Origin of the sequence: Natrarchaeobius halalkaliphilus (genome assembly GCF_003841485.1) — an archaeon.
In the GTDB taxonomy this organism is placed as follows: Archaea; Halobacteriota; Halobacteria; order Halobacteriales; family Natrialbaceae; genus Natrarchaeobius; species Natrarchaeobius halalkaliphilus.
Map to the genome: position 1 here is coordinate 264,966 of NZ_REFY01000001.1, position 19,304 is coordinate 284,269.

The window sequence follows — 19,304 nt, forward strand, 5'->3', positions numbered from 1 at the left end:
CGTTAGCGCGGTCATTTGTACCCGGCGGTACATAGGACACGCATGAACATGCTCGTCGACGGCGAGTGGCAGACCGACGCGTACGAATCGACAGACGGCGACGGCTCGTTCGAGCGAGGCGAAACGACGTTTCGCGATCGGATCCGCGACGATCCCGACGCCGAGTTCCAGCCCGAGGCCGGTCGGTACCACCTCTACGTCTCCTATGCCTGTCCGTGGGCACACCGAACGCTTCTGGTACGAGCACTTACGGGACTCGAGGACGCCATCTCCGTCTCGGTCGTCGATCCGTACCGCGGCGAGGACGGCTGGCAGTTCACGCCGGACAAAGCGGGCTGCACTCGCGATCACGTTCACGGTGCCGACTATCTGCGGGAACTGTACGTGCGGGCGGATCCGGACGTGACCTGTCGGGTGACGGTTCCCGTCCTCTGGGACAAACGCGAGGGGACGATCGTCAACAACGAATCGAAAGAGATCATGCGAATGCTCGATACCGAGTTCGAGGGCGTTCCCGCGGGCGAAGACTCGTCGGCCGACCTCTATCCCGACGGCTATCGCGAGGAGGTCGACCGGATCATCGAGGAGATCTACGATCCGATCAACAACGGCGTCTACCGGGCTGGGTTCGCAACCGAACAGGAGCCGTACGACGAGGCGGTCGACACCCTCTTCGACGCCCTCGATCACTGGAACGACGTCCTGGCGGAGCAGCGCTATCTCGCCGGCGACAGACTGACCGAAGCCGACATCGCGATGTTCACGACGCTCGTGCGGTTCGACACGGTCTATCACACCCACTTCATGTGTAACGTCCAATACATCCGCGAGTACGACAACCTCTGGCCGTATCTCCGGGATCTGTACCAGACCCCTGGCGTTGCCGGGACGGTGAATCTGTCCCACATCAAAGAGCACTACTACACGACTCACCCGGACGTCAACCCGAGCCGGATCGTCGCCCGCGGACCGGATCTCGCGTTCGACGCGCCTCACGATCGAGACGAACTCCCCGGTAGCCCGCCGGCGGCACTAGCTCGTTCGGGTGCCAACGAGTAGTCGAAACGTCTCCGAAGGGAGTTCGATACGACCGTGAACGGAGTTCTGGAGACGACCACTCTCGAGAGCGGGCGGCTCGATGGACGAACGGCCCCGGAAGCGGTCGCGATCGGGAGATAAGGTACAAAACCGAGCGTAAACGAGCGAAAACGTGCACGCCGATTCATAGGGAGTAGCAACGCAACTCGTAGTTTTGTTTCATTCCCCTAGTAGTTGAGAGATAGGATCTGATGAATACAAAGAGCGAATGCAGCACGAGATCCAGCTCGATTTGGTAGGCGATAACCGCCCAGTACAGAGAACAAATCCAGCAGACGATTGGTCTGTAACTAGCCAGATAGACTAAACGAACCAGTCAGTGGATTCACTCACCTACCGTTGTTTCGACCGAAATAGAGTCATCAGAAAAAACACAGACTTCGAAATTATTATAGTTGAAAATGATCTTTCCAACTGTCTTGCCGTCGGTGAAGAGATTCTCTAGTGCGTCGGGATCTATGACTTCATACAAAGGAGGAGTGAGTTCAAGGGGATCCGTTCCTTCCGCTTCGGCGATTGCCTCAACCACTGTCTGACTGACACAGTTCTCATCAGCTACGTCGGTCTGAATCAAGCTCACAGATCCAATAGGCTATTGTCCTGTTTAAACATGTCGGCAATTAGATGTTAACCAGCAGTACTTAAACCGGTCTGGGAATCAGACACCGTCATCCTCATCTGTGAATTCTTGACCAAAGTGATTGTACGGTTGAGCTTGCTCTTGTTTCATTATCTCGACGCTTTCTATATCGACACCTCGCGAATCCAGTTCTATAAGGCTCTCCTCTATGTCATCTTGGCTGTGCCCGATCAGTTCTAACGACAGGTTCGCATTGTTTGATAATAATTCTCGTACGCTCACGACACCGGATATTTCCATGATTTCATCTACTCGTTCTTCTCTCTCTGGTATAGGAACTGTCGCAGTTACAAGCAAATGATGGCCGAGTCCGGCTTTCGTATAGTCAACAATTGTATGATACCCCTTGATAACGCCCTGTTCTTCAAGCCTGTCGATCCGATTGGTGACTGTGCTAGAGGAGACACCGACCTGTTCGCCGATATCGGCAACTGTTCGTTTCCGGGCGTCCTGCTGAAGCAGGTAGATGATTCCTTTGTCTACATTATCGATTTCATCGGGAGCCATAGTTACCGTTAGAAGGCGAGCCAAAAGACGCTTTTCCGCGTGATCAACAGACGTTGATTCCGCCTGATATTGTTATTTGAATTCTGTCTGTCTCACCAAATGCATCTGAGACAGGATATAAACAGCTAGTTCGAAGTGTAGTGAGTGCTGGTTCCGTACGGAGCGCATGGAATCAAGGTCGATGGCGTGCTGACTACATCTCTGTATCTCGCACGAGTTTCTGGAAGGAAACAAATAGATCAACATCTACCCCGTTACGTCCTTCGCCTGTACTTACCGGCGAATCAATAGTCCGCTAATAGGGAGATTCGGGACAGTGAACGTACACTCCACGTGCGAACTGACCGCGTGGTTCCTCCCAGCTACAGATAATGTCCGATGAGTCGTGCTGACTCGATGGAAATTCTGCTATATCCCATGAGAGCGTGAAACAAGTATGGGACGCAAGAGACCGAGCTGTATTCCGTGCCCGAGAGCACGTGGTGCTGACTGGTCCGAGTGCGTAGGAAGCCGAGTCCTGGGCAGTACAGCCCGACTGCCGCTCCTGGCGGCAGTCGGGAAAGCCCGTATAGGTGAATCTCTGTTTCACGCACCGGCGTTCCAAGGTGAGTCCAATGTTCATTGGAATCGACGTACACAAGCGGTACTCACAAATCGCAGTATTGGACAGAAACGGTGAGATCGTCGAAGAGGTTCGCGTCGAAAACGCGAACCTCGACGACTTCGCCCAGCAGTACGCTGGGTCCAAAGCCGCGCTTGAAGCGACCAGCAATTACTACCACATCCATGATACTCTTTCAGAGTATCTGGATGTGACCGTCGCCAATCCAGGCGAATTAAAGCTGATCTCCGACTCGGATAAGAAAACCGACCGCGTCGACGCAAAACAACTCGCTCGGATGGTTCGGTTAGGATCGATTCCTGAAAGCTACGTTCCGACCGACGAGGTTCGACAAGCCCGCGCACTTAATGGATTAGCTAAGTCCTGGGAATAGTTCTACTCCACCTGCCGACAGCTGGTTCCTGTAGTGGTACTATCTCGGACAGCTGTTCCCAATACTTCTCTCGATCATTAGTGCGCGGGCGACAGAAGCTCGTCGAGAACAGGACCGAGTACGCGAACAAGATCCATGGCTTGTTGAGTGATCACGGGATCACTCAGGAGGTGAAACCACTGAGTGTGGAGGGACGAGAGTTCCTGGCGGAACTCTCGCTCCCGGCACCATGGGATGCGTTGCTGGAGTCGTATCTAGGGCTCATTCAGACGCTCACTGAACAGATTGAGTCGTTGGAAGCAGAGATTGAGGAGCGGGCTGGGTCTCTGAAGGAGACCCAGCTCCTGATGACGATTCCTGGTGTGAGTTACTTTACGGCGTTGACGATTTACGCGGAGTTGGGAGAGATCAACCGGTTTGACCGGGACAAGGAGGTCGTAAGTTACGTTGGATTGAACCCGATAATCCGCGAGTCTGGCGACTCGCGGTTTGAGGGGAGCATCTCGAAGCGAGGGTCAGGACGAGTCCGGTGGCTGCTTGTTCAAGCGTCGTACTCAGCGGTACATACGTGCGAAGACGAGTACCTTAGCCGGTTCTACAACCGGTTAGCTCAAAAGAAGAGCTCGAAAACAGCGATTGTCGCAACCGCCCGGAAGTTGCTGGTTTCAATGTATCACATGCTGGACCGTGAGGAGGTGTACGATCCACCAGGGGTGAGTGCCTGAGCGCCGCCGGGGCGGCGCTCATTGGCCGGCTGGTGGTAATGTTAGCAACTACTATCGCTAACAAGAAGTCTCCCGCCTGATGGCTGTTTCAGTAGCCATCAGTTCGCCGGTTGTCGATTCTACGCTCGAAAACTACAGCAATTCCTCGTCGCCCGAAGAATTATCTTGGCAAGCGTGGTTTGGTCAGTCAGCAGAATTTCCATAGGTGAATACATAGCGCGAGTTTTGCACGAGATTGGGTCCGGTTAGTGAAGGTAGTAGCCGCTTAGGACAGGCGGACATTACCGTTACATCCGCGAGCGAACGGAGCGAGCGGGTCAAGAAATTCCTCGAAACCGCGCTGAAGCCAATAATACGTGTCGGTGGTGGGGCGGCCGCCGAGCGAGAGGGTGGTGCATACGATCTCCCCGATAGATGCAGGCACCGTCGTTTTCCGAATAAGACGGGTAGCGGCCGTGAGGAAAATCATGAGTGAAACACCAACCGACACCGGAACGGACCCCGACGCGGGGTCGGCCCGAAAAAGCGAGACGCTGAACACGGATGTGGATTGGTGTCGATCGTAACCTCCCCTCGAAGACGGCGTACTCGTCGATGAGCGCTACCGATAGCGATCTGCCGGTCGAAGCGAGACTGCGGTGAACCGACCGTTTTCTCGGCATACCAGAGTTTATCCCACACAGTTTGGCGGTCACGTCATTACGTTCAGGCGGCTAGAGCGGGACACGTTGGCCACCGAAAGCCGGATCGGATCCGCGTCGGTGCGCTCTGAAGCGAACTCGATCTGCGATACCCCCCCATCCACCATGCAACTTAGCCTTGAACTCGAATACTGGACCGTCGATGAGACGGGCACGCTCACGTCCGCATCGCCGGTGCTCGACCGAATCGACGATCTCCACGCCGAGAGTGCTGATCCCATGCTCGAAGTCGTCACCGATCCCTGTGACGACGTGCCCGAACTCCGAGCGGAGGTCACCCACAGATTACAGGAGGCGATCGAGGTCGGGCGGGAAGAGGGATGCCGACTTGTACCGCTTAGTACACCACTTCATTCAGGCTCGATCAGCACGAGCGACGGTCCCCGAACGCGGATTCAGCGTCAGGTCCTCGGTGAGAAATTCAACGATGCAATCCACTGTGCCGGCACGCACATGCACATCGATCGGATCGATGGGGCTGAAACTGACCAGTTGAACCTGATGACTGCACTGGATCCGGCGTTTGCACTCGTTGCGAGCTCCACATTCCACCAGGGCCATCGCGTGGCTACTTGTGCACGATCCCACGTCTACCGCCGGACGTGTTACGGCGATCACCCTTGGCTCGGCCGGTTATGGCCCTACGTTGAGGACATCGACGAGTGGTACAATCGAATCGATGTCACGTTCGATCGCTTCCGTCAACGGGCGTTGGCTCAGGGGGTCGAACCCTCGGCATTCGACGAACACTTCACGCCGGAAGACTCGATCTGGGCACCGATTCGATTACGCGAGAAGTACGACACGATCGAATGGCGATCGCTCGACGTGGCGTTGCCGAGTCAGGTTCTGCAACTCACCAAAGACGTCCGAGACATCTTGGCCCTTGTCGAGAATCGTCACGTCGAGATTGGATCGCGCCCCGGTGTCACGGCCTCAACCGTGACGGTGCCAGCGTTCGATCGGCTACAAGAGCACGTGAGTTCAGCCATAGACCAGGGACTCGAAGCGTCCACGATCGAACGATACCTGGAAACGATGGGATTCGATACAACCACCTATCGCCCCATCTCGGCGGAACTCGTCGACAAACCACCCATGGATCGACAGCGAGCACAGTGGCTTCGACTCCGGTACGCCGACCGTCTCGAACGGGACGTCAAAACCCTCATCGATGAACGCTCTCCGATGCGGACGCCAGTGACACAATCGGTGTGACTGTCAGAATCTCGTATAGACTACAGAGACGTTCCATATTTCTTGACATCGAACACGGTGGGTGTGGCGACTGATACGGTCTACTGTAAGTCGTTACCGGAGCGACCGCGAGCAGTCCTGCGGTCGCTCCGGTAAAAAATCACAGCAAACCGTATGAAACGTCGGTGTTTCCAGACGCCGACATCATCACTTCGGTGCTCGGACGAGGAGTCGGTGATTACCTCCGTGTCCCAGTTGTCACTCTTTTCCGTTTCTCTGCTCTCTTCGGATTCGCTGTCGGTATCGAGCGTCGATTCGACGATATCTTCGCTCGTCTCACCCATCCAGTGGAACGTTCGCTGAGCCCGGAAGCCGATCTCCTCAAACGCCGACTCGGCCGCGTCGCGTTCGTCGTCGGACAGTTCAACTAAATGGATCAGCGGTCGGCCGGGCAGAACTCGAGGATTCGCCGAAATACCGACCAGCAGTCCCGTGAATGGTGTCTCAATGACGTGGTTTTCCGCCCCGAAGTGATCCGAAATTACGCATATTCGTTCTCCCTCGTCGACGACTGGGTGGGGACCCTACGTCATCTCCACCAGTAGAATTCTGGTTATGCCAGCGTACGCTCGCAGAGCCAGAATACGCCGGCGAACCTCTCATCAAAATCCATCGCTTCAGTCACAGCAATACCATGGAGACTAACTTCGGCCCACTCGACGTAACTCTTCGGGGGCCAGGAGAGCCAGAGGTCGTGGTTGTCGCCGGGGTCCACGGAGACGAGCTGAGTGGCATTCGCGCGGTGCGCCGACTGCGCGAGATCGACCTCGACCTCCAGCGAGGTGTTGCGTTCGTCCTCGCCAATCCAGCCGCGATCGAAGCCGGCGAACGCTACCTCGACTCGGACCTCAATCGCGTATTCCCAGGCGACCCGGACGGCGACCGAGAAGAACGGATCGCCGCCCGACTCTGCGAGTTCGTCGAGGGTCGGACGTCACTCTCACTGCACGGTACTGAGGCCGATCCCACGCCGTTTGCGCTTATACACAGTGCACAGGAAAGAGAGTTCGAACTTGCCTCGGAGCTGCCCGTCCCACACATCGTCGATCACTGGGGAGTCAACGAGCGCACGATCACGACCTGTGGCTTCACCGTCGAGATTGAACTTACCTCGACGGATTCCGAGGAAGCGACGGAAGCTGCCCAACACCAGACCCGCGCATTCCTCCAGCGGGTTGACGCACTCCCTGGTGAGCCACCCGATGCCGATCCGGACTATTTTCACATGGACAAGCCGATTCCGAAGCCCGATGGGGACTCGTACGAGTTGCACGTTGAGAACTTCGAACACGTTCCGGAGGGAACCGTCTACGCGACAGTTGACGGGGACGATCTGACTGCCGATGAGTCGTTTTGGCCGATAATAATGTCCGCTGAGGGTTCCGAGGATATTTTCGGCTATCAGGGACGCAAAATCGGCGAGTCGATCGAAGAAGTGAAAGAGACGTGGATCAATTCGGACAGAGAACCGCGGAACGCAGAGTAGCGGTGGCGAATCAACGAAGAGCGCGACGAAATAGCATTCTGGGTCAGTGATCTAAATGGAGCACCCACAACACCCGATGCACTCATAGCGTTTTCAGAATTCGCTGCACAGAAGTTCGCGAATGTGGCACAGACTGAGGGCGATCTGCGAGGATCAGTGATCGCTAAGTACAGGCGAGCGGATAAACGATTTGAGGAAGTTCATCCATAGGGCCAAACAATATTATGATAGAAGAAGGAGGAGTTCCCTCTATGTCTGATGGAGAGCGACAAAGGACAATTGCTAAATGTCGTTCTTGCAGTTCCGCCTATGCTGTTGACGTATGGGATGACGGGACGATTCGGCCCATTGGAAGAACAAACTGTGATTGTGGATTAAATGATTTCGAGATTATAGGCGATTCTTCTGATACTATTGCCCTATATGGGGGAAATTGATTGAGTACTCAGTACGCACGTCGTGAGCGGATGGTTCACCGATCCCAGTATGAAACAAACGATGCCTCTATGCTGCATCCATCCTCTACGTCGGTCACACCGATTCTGTCAGAACTTCGTCATTTCCCATGAGTGTTGTTGCATAGAGCGCGCATTTTCCAGCTTCGTTATCTTACGAACAAAACAACTCGCGGTCGTACTGCTCAGACCATCCTGTTATCTTTTGCCATGGTGGATCGTAGGGATACCATGAACGACGTATCCGTGATCGGTTGTGGCGGGATTGGCACCGCATTCGTCGAGACACTTGCGGGCGAGGGTGTGAACGTGATCGCCTGGAACCGGACGAGAGAAAAGGCGGAGGCACTGGCGGGTAAGCAGGTGGAGGTGGCCGACAGTCCGGGGGATGCACTCGAAGCAAGTCGTACCACGCTGTGTTGTGTGAGTGACCATCCAACGATGATGGATATCCTGGAAGATGCATCGGATCGGATCGATGGTACAACCATCATCGGCGTCTCGTTCGCCACACCCGAGCAGGCGACGGAGGCGAATGCCTTCATGCAAGACTTCGATGGACACTACCTCGACATGGCCGTTCTCGCCTACCCGCGACTCGTCGGGACGGATACTGGCCACTTCTTTATCGCTGGCGATTCCCGAGCATACGAGGCCGCCCGGTCGATCCTCGATCATCTCGGAACCGTCACCTATATCGATGGCCCACCCGGATCCGCCTTCCTGCGTGAATCCGTCGTCTTTCTCCCGTTTCTCCCGATGGCCGTCTCGATGGTACAGAGCGCTCACATAGCAGAGGCCATGGACATCCCGTTAGCGTGGGTTGGTGAGCGGTTCCGCGCACTGTATCCCGCGTTCATCGACATTACCTTCGAGACGATCCAATCGGGAATGGACCCCGCAGATCCGGCCAATGTCGATGCATCCGTCCAAGTCTGGTCGGCAGGCGCCGAGGAGTACGCTTGCTTTCTCGACGAGATGGGGCTCGATACCGGTATGTACGAGGCGTTACACCGCCTCTTCGAGGCTGGTGTGGCAGACGGACGCGGTGATCACGACTGGGTGTCTGTAACCGAACTCCGCGCAGATCAGCCAAGCAGTTAATGTTGGAAAATAGTTATGATCACGTGCGGATGGGCCACCAGTGATTCAGTCAGCTACTCCTGGTACTCTCTGAATGGTCTGAATTCAACCTCTGAGTGTTGTACTCCGAGTTCAACATATCCGTGATCTGCCACACCGTAAAGTATGAGAACCGACGCTAATCCCTATCAAAAGCGGGCAACGTCGAGGTCGTCTTCGCGCAGAAAGGGCCGATTTCGTCTCTGTACAGGCTGTACGAAGCCGATTCGCTCAGGATCCGTTCGGTTGTCGCTCGCTCGCCGTCCGCCAGGTTTCGAACTGCGATTCGATCACCTCGTCCTCCCCGAAAATCTTCCAGAGTATCAACGCGAGAACGACGACCGGGAGCACCGGAAGCAACATCAGTGCGAGAACGATCGCCATAACCCACCCGAACGCCGACATCTGGAGGTTCGGACCGTATCCCGTCGACTGGGAGACACCCGTAGACATACGAGACCAAACGACCGTCCGGATATTCGGTCTTTCGGTCTCGAGTTCGCCGTGAGAGCCACGTCTCCGAAGCGGCCAGCATTACATCCGACGAGCCGTTCCGGGTCGATCGCGTCATACGGTCTGCTGTAACGGTTTACCGGAGCAACCGCAGGACGAGTCGCCCGACCCACGCGAGTGGAATCAGCACAGAGGAATCGACGACGACCATTAGATGCGATCGAAATCGCGTTCGAGGTCGTCCGTCGTGTACCCGACGTCGATCCCTTCTTCGGTGGCGAGGGTCAACATCTCGACGTACGAGACGTCTGCCAGCTCCGCTGCCTTCCGCAGCGTGATGCGGTGATCACGGAGCTGGTCGAGTGCCCGCTCCGTGCGCCAGTCGGAGAGTCCCTGTCGGATCAATCGACGAAGCACCTCCGGCAGATCAGCACTCAACTCCGCCTCGAGTTCGGCGAGGGCCTCCTCGTCGTCCTCCGGAATGCGCGTAGTGACCGTTTTCATCGTTACGATTCGTTACGTTACGCAATAGATGTAACGGGAAATCGTCTCCACTTCGAGTGATAAATCGATGCACCGGGCGGACACTTCGGGCAAAAACCTACGAGCGGACTCGACCGAGTGCCCCGGGATCGTTCGAAATCGTCGATTTCGTGATTTGGTGGGTGTGTCGCTCTCGCAGAGTCTCCGCTCCCGCGTAGTGGTGAGGCGCTTGTACAGAGCGCGATGGCTGACCGATACTATCCGATGTGCCTTTCCGGGTCGACGCCGTTCGTTCCGTATGAACGAAGAGTCGCCCGAGATTCTCGTGTGGCAACCGTCCCCAAATTCAGTGAGATACCCATGACAGGACGCGACCACTACTACAACAAGGCGAAACAGGAAGGCTACCGGAGTCGAGCCGCCTACAAGCTCAAACAGCTCGACGATCTCGAGAACGTTCTCTCTCGCGGTGATACCGTCGTCGACCTCGGTGCCGCACCGGGCGGCTGGCTCGAGGTCGCGGCCGAAGCGGTCGGTACCGAAGGGACCGTCATCGGCGTCGACCTCCAGCGGATCAAGGACTTCGACGATCACGACACCATCGAGACGATCCGCGGGGATATGACCGAATCCCGGACGCGAGAGCGCGTCATCGACGCCGCCGGCGGTTCCGTCGACGTCGTGATCTCCGACATGGCACCCAACATGTCCGGCGAGTACTCCCTCGATCAGGCGCGATCGCTGTACCTCGCTCGCCAGGCGTTCGAGACGGCACTCGAGTTGCTCGACAGCGACGGGGACTTCGTCGTGAAGGTGTTCGAGGGAGCGGACGTCGACGAGTTCCGCGCGGACGTCGGTGACGCGTTCCAGTACGTCCGGGCGACGAGTCCGAAAGCCTCGCGGGACGAATCCTCCGAGATCTACTTCATCGGCAAGGGCCGACTCACCGCACCCGTGCGCTCGGGTGACGAACTCGAGGTCGAGATCGTCGACGTCGGGGACGAAGGCGACGGGATCGCCTCCGTCGAGGGCTATCGACTGTTCGTTCCCGGAACCGAAACGGGCGACGTCGTCGACGTTCGCATCGAAGACGTCAAGCCGAACTTCGGCTTCGCGAACCGACTGAACCGGGAGTAAGTCTACGGTTGGTCGGTGCTATTCCTCCGTCTCGAGGCGGTCGTGACGCGCGTCGATCTCGTCGAGGATATCGAGGTTCTTTCGGATCGAAGATCGGATCGCGTCGCTCCGGTTGACGAACTTGCCGTCGTCACCGACGTGTTCATCCAGGTCCTCGAGCAGTTCCTGTGGGATCTCCACGCTGATTTTGGGCATAATTAGGTCACTCTTTGTAGACTATTTTATCTGGGTTGCTCTGTGTCATCCGTACGGATCAACGTATACCAGCGCACTCCCATAGTATTCTCGGAAGAATATTCGAGAAGGCCGGAGACGTGGTTTCTACTCACGGTGTCGCCTCTCTGGAGGTTGGCAGCGGCGGGTTCATAAGATATTCTGCCTGGACGAAACGGGACCAAGCGTTTGGGAGGGTACCAATTTGCGTTTCTCCGCCAGTGATATTCGATTTACCTACGAAAACACCAAAAGTATTATTACTTTTCAATGGCAGTAACTGTCTAACGGTGTGCGTCTAGTTACCATGTCCGTAGTAGTCACAAACGGATTGACGAAAGCATACGGGGACGTAACGGCAATTAACGATCTGAACCTCGATATTGACGAAGGTGAGGTGTTCGGGTTTCTCGGACCGAACGGCGCCGGGAAATCCACGACCATCAATGTCCTGCTCGACTTCGTGACCCCGACAGCCGGGTCTGCAACCATCTTGGGTCACGATACACAGGAGAACACGAGAGAAATCCACCGACGGATCGGTGTCCTCCCGGAGGGATACGACCTATACGATCGGTTAACCGGTCGTCGCCATATCCGATTTGCGACAGCGACAAAACAAGCCGACGATGACCCTGCCGAGATCCTCGAACGAGTCGGACTCGATCCTGAAGATGCTGATAGAGCCGTCGGTGAGTACTCCAAAGGTATGAAACAGCGACTCGCACTTGGAATGGCATTGACCGGATCGCCCGACCTGCTTATTCTTGACGAGCCATCTGCTGGGCTCGACCCGAGCGGTATTCAACGGATGCAGGAGATCGTTCGTACCGAAGCCGATCGTGGCACGACGGTCTTCTTCTCGTCCCACATACTCGGCCAGGTCGAAGCGGTCTGTGACCGTGTGGGCGTTCTCAACCACGGCGAACTCGTCGCCATCGACACCATCGAGGGCCTTCGGGAGACTTTCGGAAGCGGTGCAACCGTGTCGCTCGAACTGGATTCGGTCCCCGAGAGCGCGGTATCGTCGCTGTCGGACATCGATGGGGTCACGGGGTACGACATCAATGCACAACGTTTGGCGGTCCAATGTGGCGATCCTCGGGCGAAGGCGCGGGCGATCAACCACGTCGAAGGTGCTGGGGCCACAGTACTTGACATCCACGTCGAAGAGGCCGGGCTCCACGCTCTCTTCGACGAACTAACCGGGACTGATAGTGCGATTGGTGAACCCGAAGAGGAGGGTGTTATCGCATGAGAACAATGGCGACCGTCGTTCGGAAGGACTTCAGCGATTCCGTTCGATCTCTGAGTCTCTGGGTGGCTACGCTCCTGCTCGTCGCTGCCGCCTGTGCGGTCTATCTCTTCGTCTGGGGTGCACAGGACATTGCCGGACCTCGCCTCGAAACGGGAATCTTGTCGATGACGTTCCCCCTTCAGTTCCTGATCGGATTGATCGCGCTTCTGGTGGGCTTTGGCGCGATCGTCGGCGAACGCACCACCGGCTCGATCAAAATTCTGCTCGGTCTTCCGCCGACACGTCGCGACGTATTCCTCGGAAAGTTCGTCGGTCGGTTTCTGGTGATCGCCGTCCCGATAGCCGTCACCTTTCTCGCGGTTTCGGTGCTCAGCCTCGTCACCTACGGGGAGGTGCCGATCGCGGATTTCGCGCCGCTGCTACTGGGTGCACTCCTGTTGGGTGCCGTCTGGACCAGTATTGCAGTGTCGTTTTCGGCAGTCACCGAGTCCCGAACGCGCGTCATCGCAGCCTGTCTCTCGGTCTGGCTCGTCCTCGTCGTGCTGTGGGAGATACTGCTCACGATTCTGTACTACATCGTCGAGGGGACGTTTCCCGAAGCCGCAGGTCCTGACTTTGTAGCCGAACCAACCTGGGTCTTGGTTCTCCAGCGGCTCAATCCGATCGAAGCCTTTGCGTTTCTCAGCTCCGAGTACGTCGAGCCGATGATCCTCCCCGCACTATTCCCGTTCTTCGTCGGGGAGCAACGGTGGGGGGAGTATACGACTGCAGAACGGTACCACGGCCAGGAAGGTGCAACGGAGATTCCGTTCTATCTCGAAGGGGAATTCGGAGCCGTCATCCTCCTCGCGTGGATCGTCATTCCGTTAGCAATCGGATACCTCCGGTTTCGCTCAGTGGATCTCTAACACTTCATACGGATTGCTGTAACGATTTACCGGCACACCCGCGACCCGGGCAGCGGGTGCGCCGGTAACGACTTACAGTAAACCGTATCAGAGAGTGAAGACGCCGTGTCATTTCTATTCCACGCGATTCACCGCCGCGCTTTCGAAACGACCCGTCGCAGTGTCTTTGCAACGACTGAGAGCTGTGCGTTCGTCACCGACCGAGGAGTCCGTCCTCGAGGGAGGGACCGCCGCCGCTGCCGCCGAACAGCCGTCCGCCGCCGGTGAGAACGTAGAGGACGGCGAGACCGAGAACGTACGTCAGCGCGATCGGGAAGGCGAACATCAACATCGTCAAGATTCCCTTCGGGCTGGCGATCGCCGCGATGGCGAAAATGGCGACGACGACGGGTCGCCAGCCCCTGAGCATGGTTCGGTAGCTGACGATGCCACCGACGTGGAACAGCGCCATCGTGACGACGATGTTAAATAGGAAGCCGATACCGACGGTCGTGAAGATGACGAGCCAGAAGAAGCTGCTGATGCGATAGGAGACGACCATCCCGTTGGTGATCGCATCGGAGACGAGGTACGAGATCACTCCCGGCGCGATCCAGAAGAATCCGAGGTACGTCCCGAACGCGAAGCCGCCGAGCAGCGAGCCACCCCAGACGATGAAGACCCGTCGATCGCCGTAGACCAGTCCGCGCTCTTTCAGCGCCGGCCAGGCGTAGTACAACACCAGCGGCAAGACGGCGACGATCGCCGCGAGCACGCTCACCTTCACCTCGAAGATCAGCACTTCGACCGGGTGGAGCGCGATGACGATGTCCATCTGCATGATGAGTTCCTGGAAGGTCAATCCCTCGGGGTCGACGCCGTTTCGGAGTGCGACCTCCGTCAAAATCTCGTCCGGAACTCGAGCGAGGAACGTCTCGAGCACTCGGCCGAGTCCGCCGCTGTAGAGCCAGAAGAAGGTTCCGCCCATGACGACCATGAACAGCCCGACGAGACGGAACATTTTCGAGGTGAGACTGTTGAGCACGAAGGCGATATCGTAGGCGTAACCGCCGATGTCGTCTTCGGTGGTCTCCTCGTCGGTGAAGGGATCGAGCATGTCAGCGGCGGTGTTCGTGAGGAGGCCACCCTCGGCGTCGTCCGCCGCCGGTGTCGCTCCTCCGGACGCAGCCTTGCCGCCACTCCCACCGCCGTCACCCGCATCGTCGTCGGTCTCCGCGGCCGCTTCCTGTAGCGAATCGAACCGGTCGAGGATCGCCTGCGCCTTGTCCCGATCGTCGTCGTACATCGCCGTGCGGGAGTGATCGAGAGCCGTCTCCTCGTCCATCGCCAGGAACACCGCCGACGGGATATCCTCGACGTCGTCGGCGGTGAGCGTCTCGAAGTCGACGTCGTCGGGGTCGTCCGCGTGCCGAATGTCGTCCTCTCGCGGATACACCGGGGCCTGGAGGACCGAAATCGTATAGCCGAACAGAACCACGAGGGCGACGCCGATGGCGATCACGAGACCGACCGCGACGTCACCGACCAGTCCGTACTCGAGCGCGACGGCCTCGAGCGTACCGCCGTCTTCGGGACGGACGACCGCCGGAACGAGCGGGTAAACCGACTCCTCGAGGAACGCGAACGCGCCCCGGTTGACGGCGACCGTTCCGGCGATGGCGGCGACGGCCAGTGCCGCGACGAACCGACCGACGAGCCGCTTGATGTGTTCGGCGCCCGAGTTGTCGGTTTCGGCTGCTCCGCGCCGGCGGACGTTGGTGACGACCTTGGCCAACCCGAGGCTGAAGACGTAGAGAGCGACCATCGGCATCGCCCACATGATGAGCGTGAACGGGTCCGGCGGGGAAAACAACGCGCCGAAGACGGTGACGCCGACGACGGCGTGGCGCCACTTGTCCCGGAACGTCTCGTAGGGAACGATCTCGGTGTACGAGAGAACGCCCATGAACAGCGGGAGCTGGGCGGCGAGGCCGAACGACAGCGTCAACAGCGCGATGAACTCGGTGAACTCGGTGATACCGAAACTCGGTTTGACGCCGGCGTTGACGGCGTTCGATGCGAGGAAATCGAACGCGTAGGGGAAGAAAACCGCGTAGGCGTAGATGATGCCGACCCAGAACAGGACGAACGAACTCAGGGCGAATCCGGCCAGGTACGTCCGCGAAACCGGAACGACGCTCTTGTATCCGCGGCGTCGAAGCGCATCCCGGGAGAGATACAACAGGGCCGGAATCGCCACGAGGACGCCCACGAACATCCCGATTTTCGCCTGTAACAGGATGACTTCGAAGGGAGTCCGCGTGATCAGATCCGTCGAATCAGCAACGTACGGTGCCATCTCGGCTTTCGCCGTCGCCTCGAGGAAGTCCCAGATCCAGATCCGCAGGGCGTAAAAGGAGCCGATGAAGCCGATCACGAAGACGATAAATACCTTCTGGAGGTGCTCCTGGGCGTTCGAGAGCACCGTTCCGATGGTCTCACGCCCGGCCGCGATGGTCTGGACGGTATCCTCACCGACGGCAGAACTCATTTGGTGTCTGTGGCTAACTGACATCCAGTTATCAACCTTTCGAGTACGCACCGATCGGTTCGCGGGCTGGCGGTCGGAGACCCCTTGTCACTTTCGAGCGGTGCTCGTAAGAAAAAGGCCTATAACCAGTGGCCTATCTATATCTCGATAGATGTCGGAGGAGCCGGCCGACGAGGGGGACGCCGAGAACCCTGACGCGTCACGCGAGGCCCCCGAAGAGCGCCCGCCATCCGACGAGGAATCGTCATCGGCTTCGACGGACGATCCGCCGGGATCAGACGACGACGATCCGCCGCTCGAAACGGACGGTGAGGGTGTCGTCGGCAGCGGCCACGATCACGATTCGGGGGAGTCCTCCTATCCCGAACCGGAGTACCCCGATCCGGACGAGGACGTCGGCGGGATATCGACGCCGCCGGACGACGAGGAGATGCCGCTCGCGGACCACATCGAAGAGATGATCCTTCGCCTCGCGGTCGTCTTGCTCGTCGGCTCGGCGGGAACGGCGATCGGCTTGCTGTGGGCCTCACAGGCCATCGAGCACGTCTGGCTCAACGTCTTTCCCTACGAGATCGATCAGGTCCCGCCGCCACACGTCTATCACCCGCTCGAGTTGTGGTTGACCCGAATCAAGTTCTCGGCGCTTCTCGGGATCATGCTCGCCCTGCCGGTGTTCGTCTACCAGTGTTATCTGTTCATGAAGCCGGGGCTCTACCCGAACGAACGGAAATACTACCTCGCAGCGGTACCCACGAGCGTCGTTCTCGCTTCCGTCGGAATGTTGTTCTCGTACGTTCTCGTGTTACCGGTCCTCTTCGAGTACTTCACGTTTTACGCCGAAGGAAGCGCCGATATCGCCTACGCCCTCGGAGACACCTTCGATCTGATCATCACGTTGACCGGCTTCCTCGCGATCGTCTTTCAGATTCCGCTGTTCATCATGCTCGCGATCATGATGGGCGTCACGACGCGCCGGTGGCTCGCTGAGAAGCGACTCTACTTCTGGGCGGCGTTCGCCGGGCTATCGTTCATGTTCACGATGGATCCGACGATGATGGCTCCCGTCCTCGTCGCGATCACCATGATCCTGTTGTTCGAGGGAACGCTCCTGATCCTGAAGTGGGTGGGTCGGGAATGAAGAGTTTGCATCAGTAAGCCGAGAAAGATGAGTTTTCATCGATGATCACGAGTCCGCGTAGCGGCGTACTCGAGCGCGTCTTCGAGCGATCCGGGACCGTCGTAGCTGGCCGCAAAGAGGGTCATGAACCGACGGGCTATCTGATCGCACCGGTCCGCCGTCAGAACCGTTCTGATGCGATTCGTCTCGGAAAGCTCGAGTCCGGGGTAGCTCGTGACCGTCAACGAGTACCCCGGTCGATCGTCACCGTCGAGCGCCGCTGGTGCGACTTTCACTCGAAGATCCCCCGATTCGTGGATATACGTCCGGTACTGTAGTTCTCGGTCGACGTCGGCCGGCGTGTAGCTCCGACACTCGTCGACGGTCCACTCGGGCGGCGCATCGGCGTCCATTAGACTTACCTCTCTGCGCAGCGGGTACCACCATGTCGTCTCGAGCAATATTCCCGGATACCGTCCAGGTACCGGAAAATCGGGTAATTCCCGACCGCTATCGGGACAGTAGAGAGACGAATGCTAGAATGTGTTCGGAAAAGTTGGACAGTGAGGTGTTTTCGAAGTTCGTCAGTGGAGTACTGGGACGTCCGAGGTCGCAGGCGGATCGCTCGAACGAGACCGGTCATCAAGCCCAGGTCGTTACCTGCAGCGAGATTAAGTCCCGCTCTGTAGTAGCTGGAAACTCGAGAGAACCATGTCCGTATCCGACCGAGTGCGACGGTTGACGCCGAGCGAGAGGAGCGACGAACGAACCGACGCCGTCGACGAGTCGCGTCTCGAACACGCCAGTAGAGCGGCGGTCCGCGGACTCCAGGCCGGATTCGTCGCGACGGTGATCATGACGGCGTTCAGATTGCCGATTTTGCGCTCGTTACCCCCCTCAGCGAACTTCTGGGCGCAGTACGTAAGCGGTGGCGATCCCGAAGACCACCCCGTCGCGGGCCTGCTGCTACACGTCGTCTACGGAGTACAGGCCGGTGCGATCTTCGGTGCGCTGTTTGCGCTTCAGGACGCCGAACGCTCGATCGAGCCCGAACAGCGGGGTCTGGTCTGGGGTGGCGTTTACGGGATGGCGCTCTCGGCGTTCGGCTCCCAGATCATGCTCAAAGAAGCACTCGATATCCGCCTCGAAAACGACGAGCTCGCGCTCTTTCACGCCGGCCACCTCGTCTACGGGCTCGCACTCGGTGCCTGGGTCGGTTCGCGAACGGAGGGCGTCGACGATCCCGAGACGGAGTACGAGTACGACGACGGCAACTAGTTCGATTAGCCGCTCAAACGCGGCCGGTTTTCTGCCAGGATTACTAACGCCGGCCGGTGAGCTACCAATCATCACTAGCGGTATTACGAAGGCAGGGTTTCGGTCATAACAAGCCGTAATACCAGCCGGTGACGGCTTTCTGGTATGGATCTGGGACTCGTCGTCGGCGTCGTCGTTATCGGCCTCGTCCACGGGGTCTTGCCGGATCACGGGTGGCCAATCGCGGCGACGTACGCGCTCAACCGAAACCGACGGTTGCTGTACGGTCTCCTCGCAGCGGTGATTCTCGGAGCCGGACATCTCATCAGCAGCGTCGCGCTCGTGCTCGCGTACTTCTGGTTCAGCTCCTTCGCTGCGTTCGCTGAGGGTCCCTGGCTCGGGTACATCGCCGGAACGATTCTGATCGCACTCGGACTCTCCGAGTACCGTCACGGTGGCCACGCACACGGCCATCACGACGGCGAGAAGGGTCACGATCACACCCACCACGACGAACACCACGAAGGCACCACCCACGACGGCCACGACCACCACCACGAGGACGGAGGCCATTCCCACGTCCATCACAGCGCCGAACCGGGCCTCGGCACGCGTGTTCGACGGGCGCTTCCGGGGGGCGGCGGTCACCATCATCTCAGCGAAGAACACGCCGAACGGGGCCTGATGGCCCTCGGTACGACGGCGCTCCTGCTCGGGTTCGCTCACGAGGAGCCGATTCAGATCCTGGCGATCTGCGTCGGAACGGAGGCCTGTCTCGAGTTGATGGTCGTCTACTCGCTCGCCGTCATCGTCGCCATCGTCACGCCGACGTTGCTGTTGATCGCCGGCTACGAACACCACCGGGATCGGATCGAACGGTTCACACCCTATCTCCCGACGATCACCGCAGTCGTCCTGGTCGGGATGGGGCTCGCATTCATTACCGGACTGATCTGAGCGCG

General features: G+C 58.1%; 17 protein-coding genes and 1 pseudogene. 11 read left to right on the top strand and 7 right to left on the bottom strand.

Going from position 1 to position 19,304, the window contains the following annotated elements; all coding sequences use genetic code 11:
- Positions 1 to 42: 42 nt before the first annotated feature.
- Complete coding sequence (locus EA462_RS01295; protein WP_124176767.1) at positions 43 to 1,059, top strand: glutathione S-transferase family protein; 1,017 nt, start codon at positions 43 to 45, stop codon at positions 1,057 to 1,059.
- 364 nt (positions 1,060 to 1,423) lie between these two features.
- Here the strand turns inward: EA462_RS01295 and EA462_RS01300 are convergent, their stop codons facing one another.
- On the bottom strand, positions 1,424 to 1,678 hold the full coding sequence (locus EA462_RS01300; RefSeq protein WP_243641336.1) for a HalOD1 output domain-containing protein: 255 nt from the start codon (positions 1,676 to 1,678) through the stop codon (positions 1,424 to 1,426).
- 78 nt (positions 1,679 to 1,756) lie between these two features.
- Positions 1,757 to 2,245, bottom strand: coding sequence for an Lrp/AsnC family transcriptional regulator (locus tag EA462_RS01305; RefSeq protein ID WP_124176768.1), 489 nt, complete (start codon positions 2,243 to 2,245; stop codon positions 1,757 to 1,759).
- A gap of 614 nt (positions 2,246 to 2,859) precedes the next feature.
- On the opposite strand from EA462_RS01305, the pseudogene EA462_RS17855 reads away from it, so the two are divergent.
- From EA462_RS17855 to EA462_RS01335, 4 genes and pseudogenes are all read left to right on the top strand, one after another.
- Positions 2,860 to 3,965, top strand: a pseudogene (locus tag EA462_RS17855) (IS110 family transposase).
- A gap of 806 nt (positions 3,966 to 4,771) precedes the next feature.
- Entirely contained in the window at positions 4,772 to 5,884 is a 1,113-nt protein-coding gene (locus EA462_RS01320; protein WP_124176769.1) for a glutamate-cysteine ligase family protein, read from the top strand.
- Positions 5,885 to 6,617: 733 nt separating this feature from the next.
- Positions 6,618 to 7,409 (top strand): succinylglutamate desuccinylase/aspartoacylase domain-containing protein, encoded by a 792-nt coding sequence (locus EA462_RS01325; RefSeq protein WP_243641337.1) that lies wholly within the window; start codon positions 6,618 to 6,620, stop codon positions 7,407 to 7,409.
- 686 nt (positions 7,410 to 8,095) lie between these two features.
- Positions 8,096 to 8,968: an NAD(P)-binding domain-containing protein gene (locus EA462_RS01335; RefSeq protein ID WP_165872001.1), complete on the top strand. Its 873-nt coding sequence runs from the start codon at positions 8,096 to 8,098 to the stop codon at positions 8,966 to 8,968.
- 249 nt (positions 8,969 to 9,217) lie between these two features.
- Here EA462_RS01335 and EA462_RS01340 read toward each other — a convergent pair whose 3' ends face one another.
- Both EA462_RS01340 and EA462_RS01345 read right to left on the bottom strand, forming a co-directional pair.
- Positions 9,218 to 9,439 carry a DUF7535 family protein gene (locus EA462_RS01340; RefSeq protein ID WP_124176773.1) on the bottom strand — a complete coding sequence of 74 codons (222 nt, stop codon included), beginning with the start codon at positions 9,437 to 9,439 and terminating at the stop codon, positions 9,218 to 9,220.
- 210 nt (positions 9,440 to 9,649) lie between these two features.
- A complete protein-coding gene (locus tag EA462_RS01345; protein WP_124176774.1) occupies positions 9,650 to 9,943 on the bottom strand; it encodes a UPF0175 family protein in 294 nt (97 codons plus the stop codon).
- A gap of 339 nt (positions 9,944 to 10,282) precedes the next feature.
- Here EA462_RS01345 and EA462_RS01350 point away from each other — a divergent pair, with 339 nt between their 5' ends.
- Complete coding sequence (locus tag EA462_RS01350) at positions 10,283 to 11,059, top strand: 23S rRNA (uridine(2552)-2'-O)-methyltransferase (protein ID WP_124176775.1); 777 nt, start codon at positions 10,283 to 10,285, stop codon at positions 11,057 to 11,059.
- 18 nt (positions 11,060 to 11,077) lie between these two features.
- Here EA462_RS01350 and EA462_RS01355 read toward each other — a convergent pair whose 3' ends face one another.
- The gene (locus EA462_RS01355; protein WP_124176776.1) at positions 11,078 to 11,254 is read right to left on the bottom strand and encodes a ribbon-helix-helix domain-containing protein; all 177 of its coding nucleotides are present in this window, start codon (positions 11,252 to 11,254) and stop codon (positions 11,078 to 11,080) included.
- A 325-nt stretch (positions 11,255 to 11,579) separates the two neighbouring features.
- Between EA462_RS01355 and EA462_RS01360 the strand changes: the two genes are divergently transcribed.
- Together EA462_RS01360 and EA462_RS01365 are read left to right on the top strand one after the other, a co-directional pair.
- On the top strand, positions 11,580 to 12,530 hold the full coding sequence (locus tag EA462_RS01360; protein ID WP_124176777.1) for an ABC transporter ATP-binding protein: 951 nt from the start codon (positions 11,580 to 11,582) through the stop codon (positions 12,528 to 12,530).
- Positions 12,527 to 13,438 (top strand): ABC transporter permease subunit, encoded by a 912-nt coding sequence (locus EA462_RS01365; protein WP_124176778.1) that lies wholly within the window; start codon positions 12,527 to 12,529, stop codon positions 13,436 to 13,438. Before EA462_RS01360 ends, EA462_RS01365 begins: the two co-directional genes overlap by 4 nt.
- 193 nt (positions 13,439 to 13,631) lie before the next feature.
- Here the strand turns inward: EA462_RS01365 and EA462_RS01370 are convergent, their stop codons facing one another.
- Entirely contained in the window at positions 13,632 to 15,968 is a 2,337-nt protein-coding gene (locus tag EA462_RS01370; protein ID WP_124176779.1) for a twin-arginine translocase subunit TatC, read from the bottom strand.
- 151 nt (positions 15,969 to 16,119) lie between these two features.
- Between EA462_RS01370 and EA462_RS01375 the strand changes: the two genes are divergently transcribed.
- On the top strand, positions 16,120 to 17,106 hold the full coding sequence (locus EA462_RS01375; RefSeq protein WP_124176780.1) for a twin-arginine translocase subunit TatC: 987 nt from the start codon (positions 16,120 to 16,122) through the stop codon (positions 17,104 to 17,106).
- A 35-nt stretch (positions 17,107 to 17,141) separates the two neighbouring features.
- Here the strand turns inward: EA462_RS01375 and EA462_RS01380 are convergent, their stop codons facing one another.
- Entirely contained in the window at positions 17,142 to 17,498 is a 357-nt protein-coding gene (locus tag EA462_RS01380; protein ID WP_124176781.1) for a hypothetical protein, read from the bottom strand.
- 298 nt (positions 17,499 to 17,796) lie between these two features.
- Here EA462_RS01380 and EA462_RS01385 point away from each other — a divergent pair, with 298 nt between their 5' ends.
- Complete coding sequence (locus EA462_RS01385) at positions 17,797 to 18,363, top strand: DUF6789 family protein (RefSeq protein ID WP_124176782.1); 567 nt, start codon at positions 17,797 to 17,799, stop codon at positions 18,361 to 18,363.
- Positions 18,364 to 18,507: 144 nt separating this feature from the next.
- On the top strand, positions 18,508 to 19,299 hold the full coding sequence (locus tag EA462_RS01390) for an ABC transporter permease (RefSeq protein ID WP_124176783.1): 792 nt from the start codon (positions 18,508 to 18,510) through the stop codon (positions 19,297 to 19,299).
- Positions 19,300 to 19,304 lie beyond the last annotated feature (5 nt).

Bases quoted from the DNA above. Each gene is read 5' to 3' on its own strand.
- EA462_RS01295 (WP_124176767.1), top strand. From the start codon at position 43: ATGAACATGCTCGTCGACGGCGAGTGGCAGACCGACGCGTACGAATCG.
- EA462_RS01305 (WP_124176768.1), bottom strand. From the start codon at position 2,245: ATGGCTCCCGATGAAATCGATAATGTAGACAAAGGAATCATCTACCTG.
- EA462_RS01320 (WP_124176769.1), top strand. From the start codon at position 4,772: ATGCAACTTAGCCTTGAACTCGAATACTGGACCGTCGATGAGACGGGC.
- EA462_RS01335 (WP_165872001.1), top strand. From the start codon at position 8,096: ATGAACGACGTATCCGTGATCGGTTGTGGCGGGATTGGCACCGCATTC.
- EA462_RS01340 (WP_124176773.1), bottom strand. From the start codon at position 9,439: ATGTCTACGGGTGTCTCCCAGTCGACGGGATACGGTCCGAACCTCCAG.
- EA462_RS01345 (WP_124176774.1), bottom strand. From the start codon at position 9,943: ATGAAAACGGTCACTACGCGCATTCCGGAGGACGACGAGGAGGCCCTC.
- EA462_RS01350 (WP_124176775.1), top strand. From the start codon at position 10,283: ATGACAGGACGCGACCACTACTACAACAAGGCGAAACAGGAAGGCTAC.
- EA462_RS01355 (WP_124176776.1), bottom strand. From the start codon at position 11,254: ATGCCCAAAATCAGCGTGGAGATCCCACAGGAACTGCTCGAGGACCTG.
- EA462_RS01360 (WP_124176777.1), top strand. From the start codon at position 11,580: ATGTCCGTAGTAGTCACAAACGGATTGACGAAAGCATACGGGGACGTA.
- EA462_RS01365 (WP_124176778.1), top strand. From the start codon at position 12,527: ATGAGAACAATGGCGACCGTCGTTCGGAAGGACTTCAGCGATTCCGTT.
- EA462_RS01370 (WP_124176779.1), bottom strand. From the start codon at position 15,968: ATGAGTTCTGCCGTCGGTGAGGATACCGTCCAGACCATCGCGGCCGGG.
- EA462_RS01375 (WP_124176780.1), top strand. From the start codon at position 16,120: ATGTCGGAGGAGCCGGCCGACGAGGGGGACGCCGAGAACCCTGACGCG.
- EA462_RS01380 (WP_124176781.1), bottom strand. From the start codon at position 17,498: ATGGACGCCGATGCGCCGCCCGAGTGGACCGTCGACGAGTGTCGGAGC.
- EA462_RS01385 (WP_124176782.1), top strand. From the start codon at position 17,797: ATGTCCGTATCCGACCGAGTGCGACGGTTGACGCCGAGCGAGAGGAGC.
- EA462_RS01390 (WP_124176783.1), top strand. From the start codon at position 18,508: ATGGATCTGGGACTCGTCGTCGGCGTCGTCGTTATCGGCCTCGTCCAC.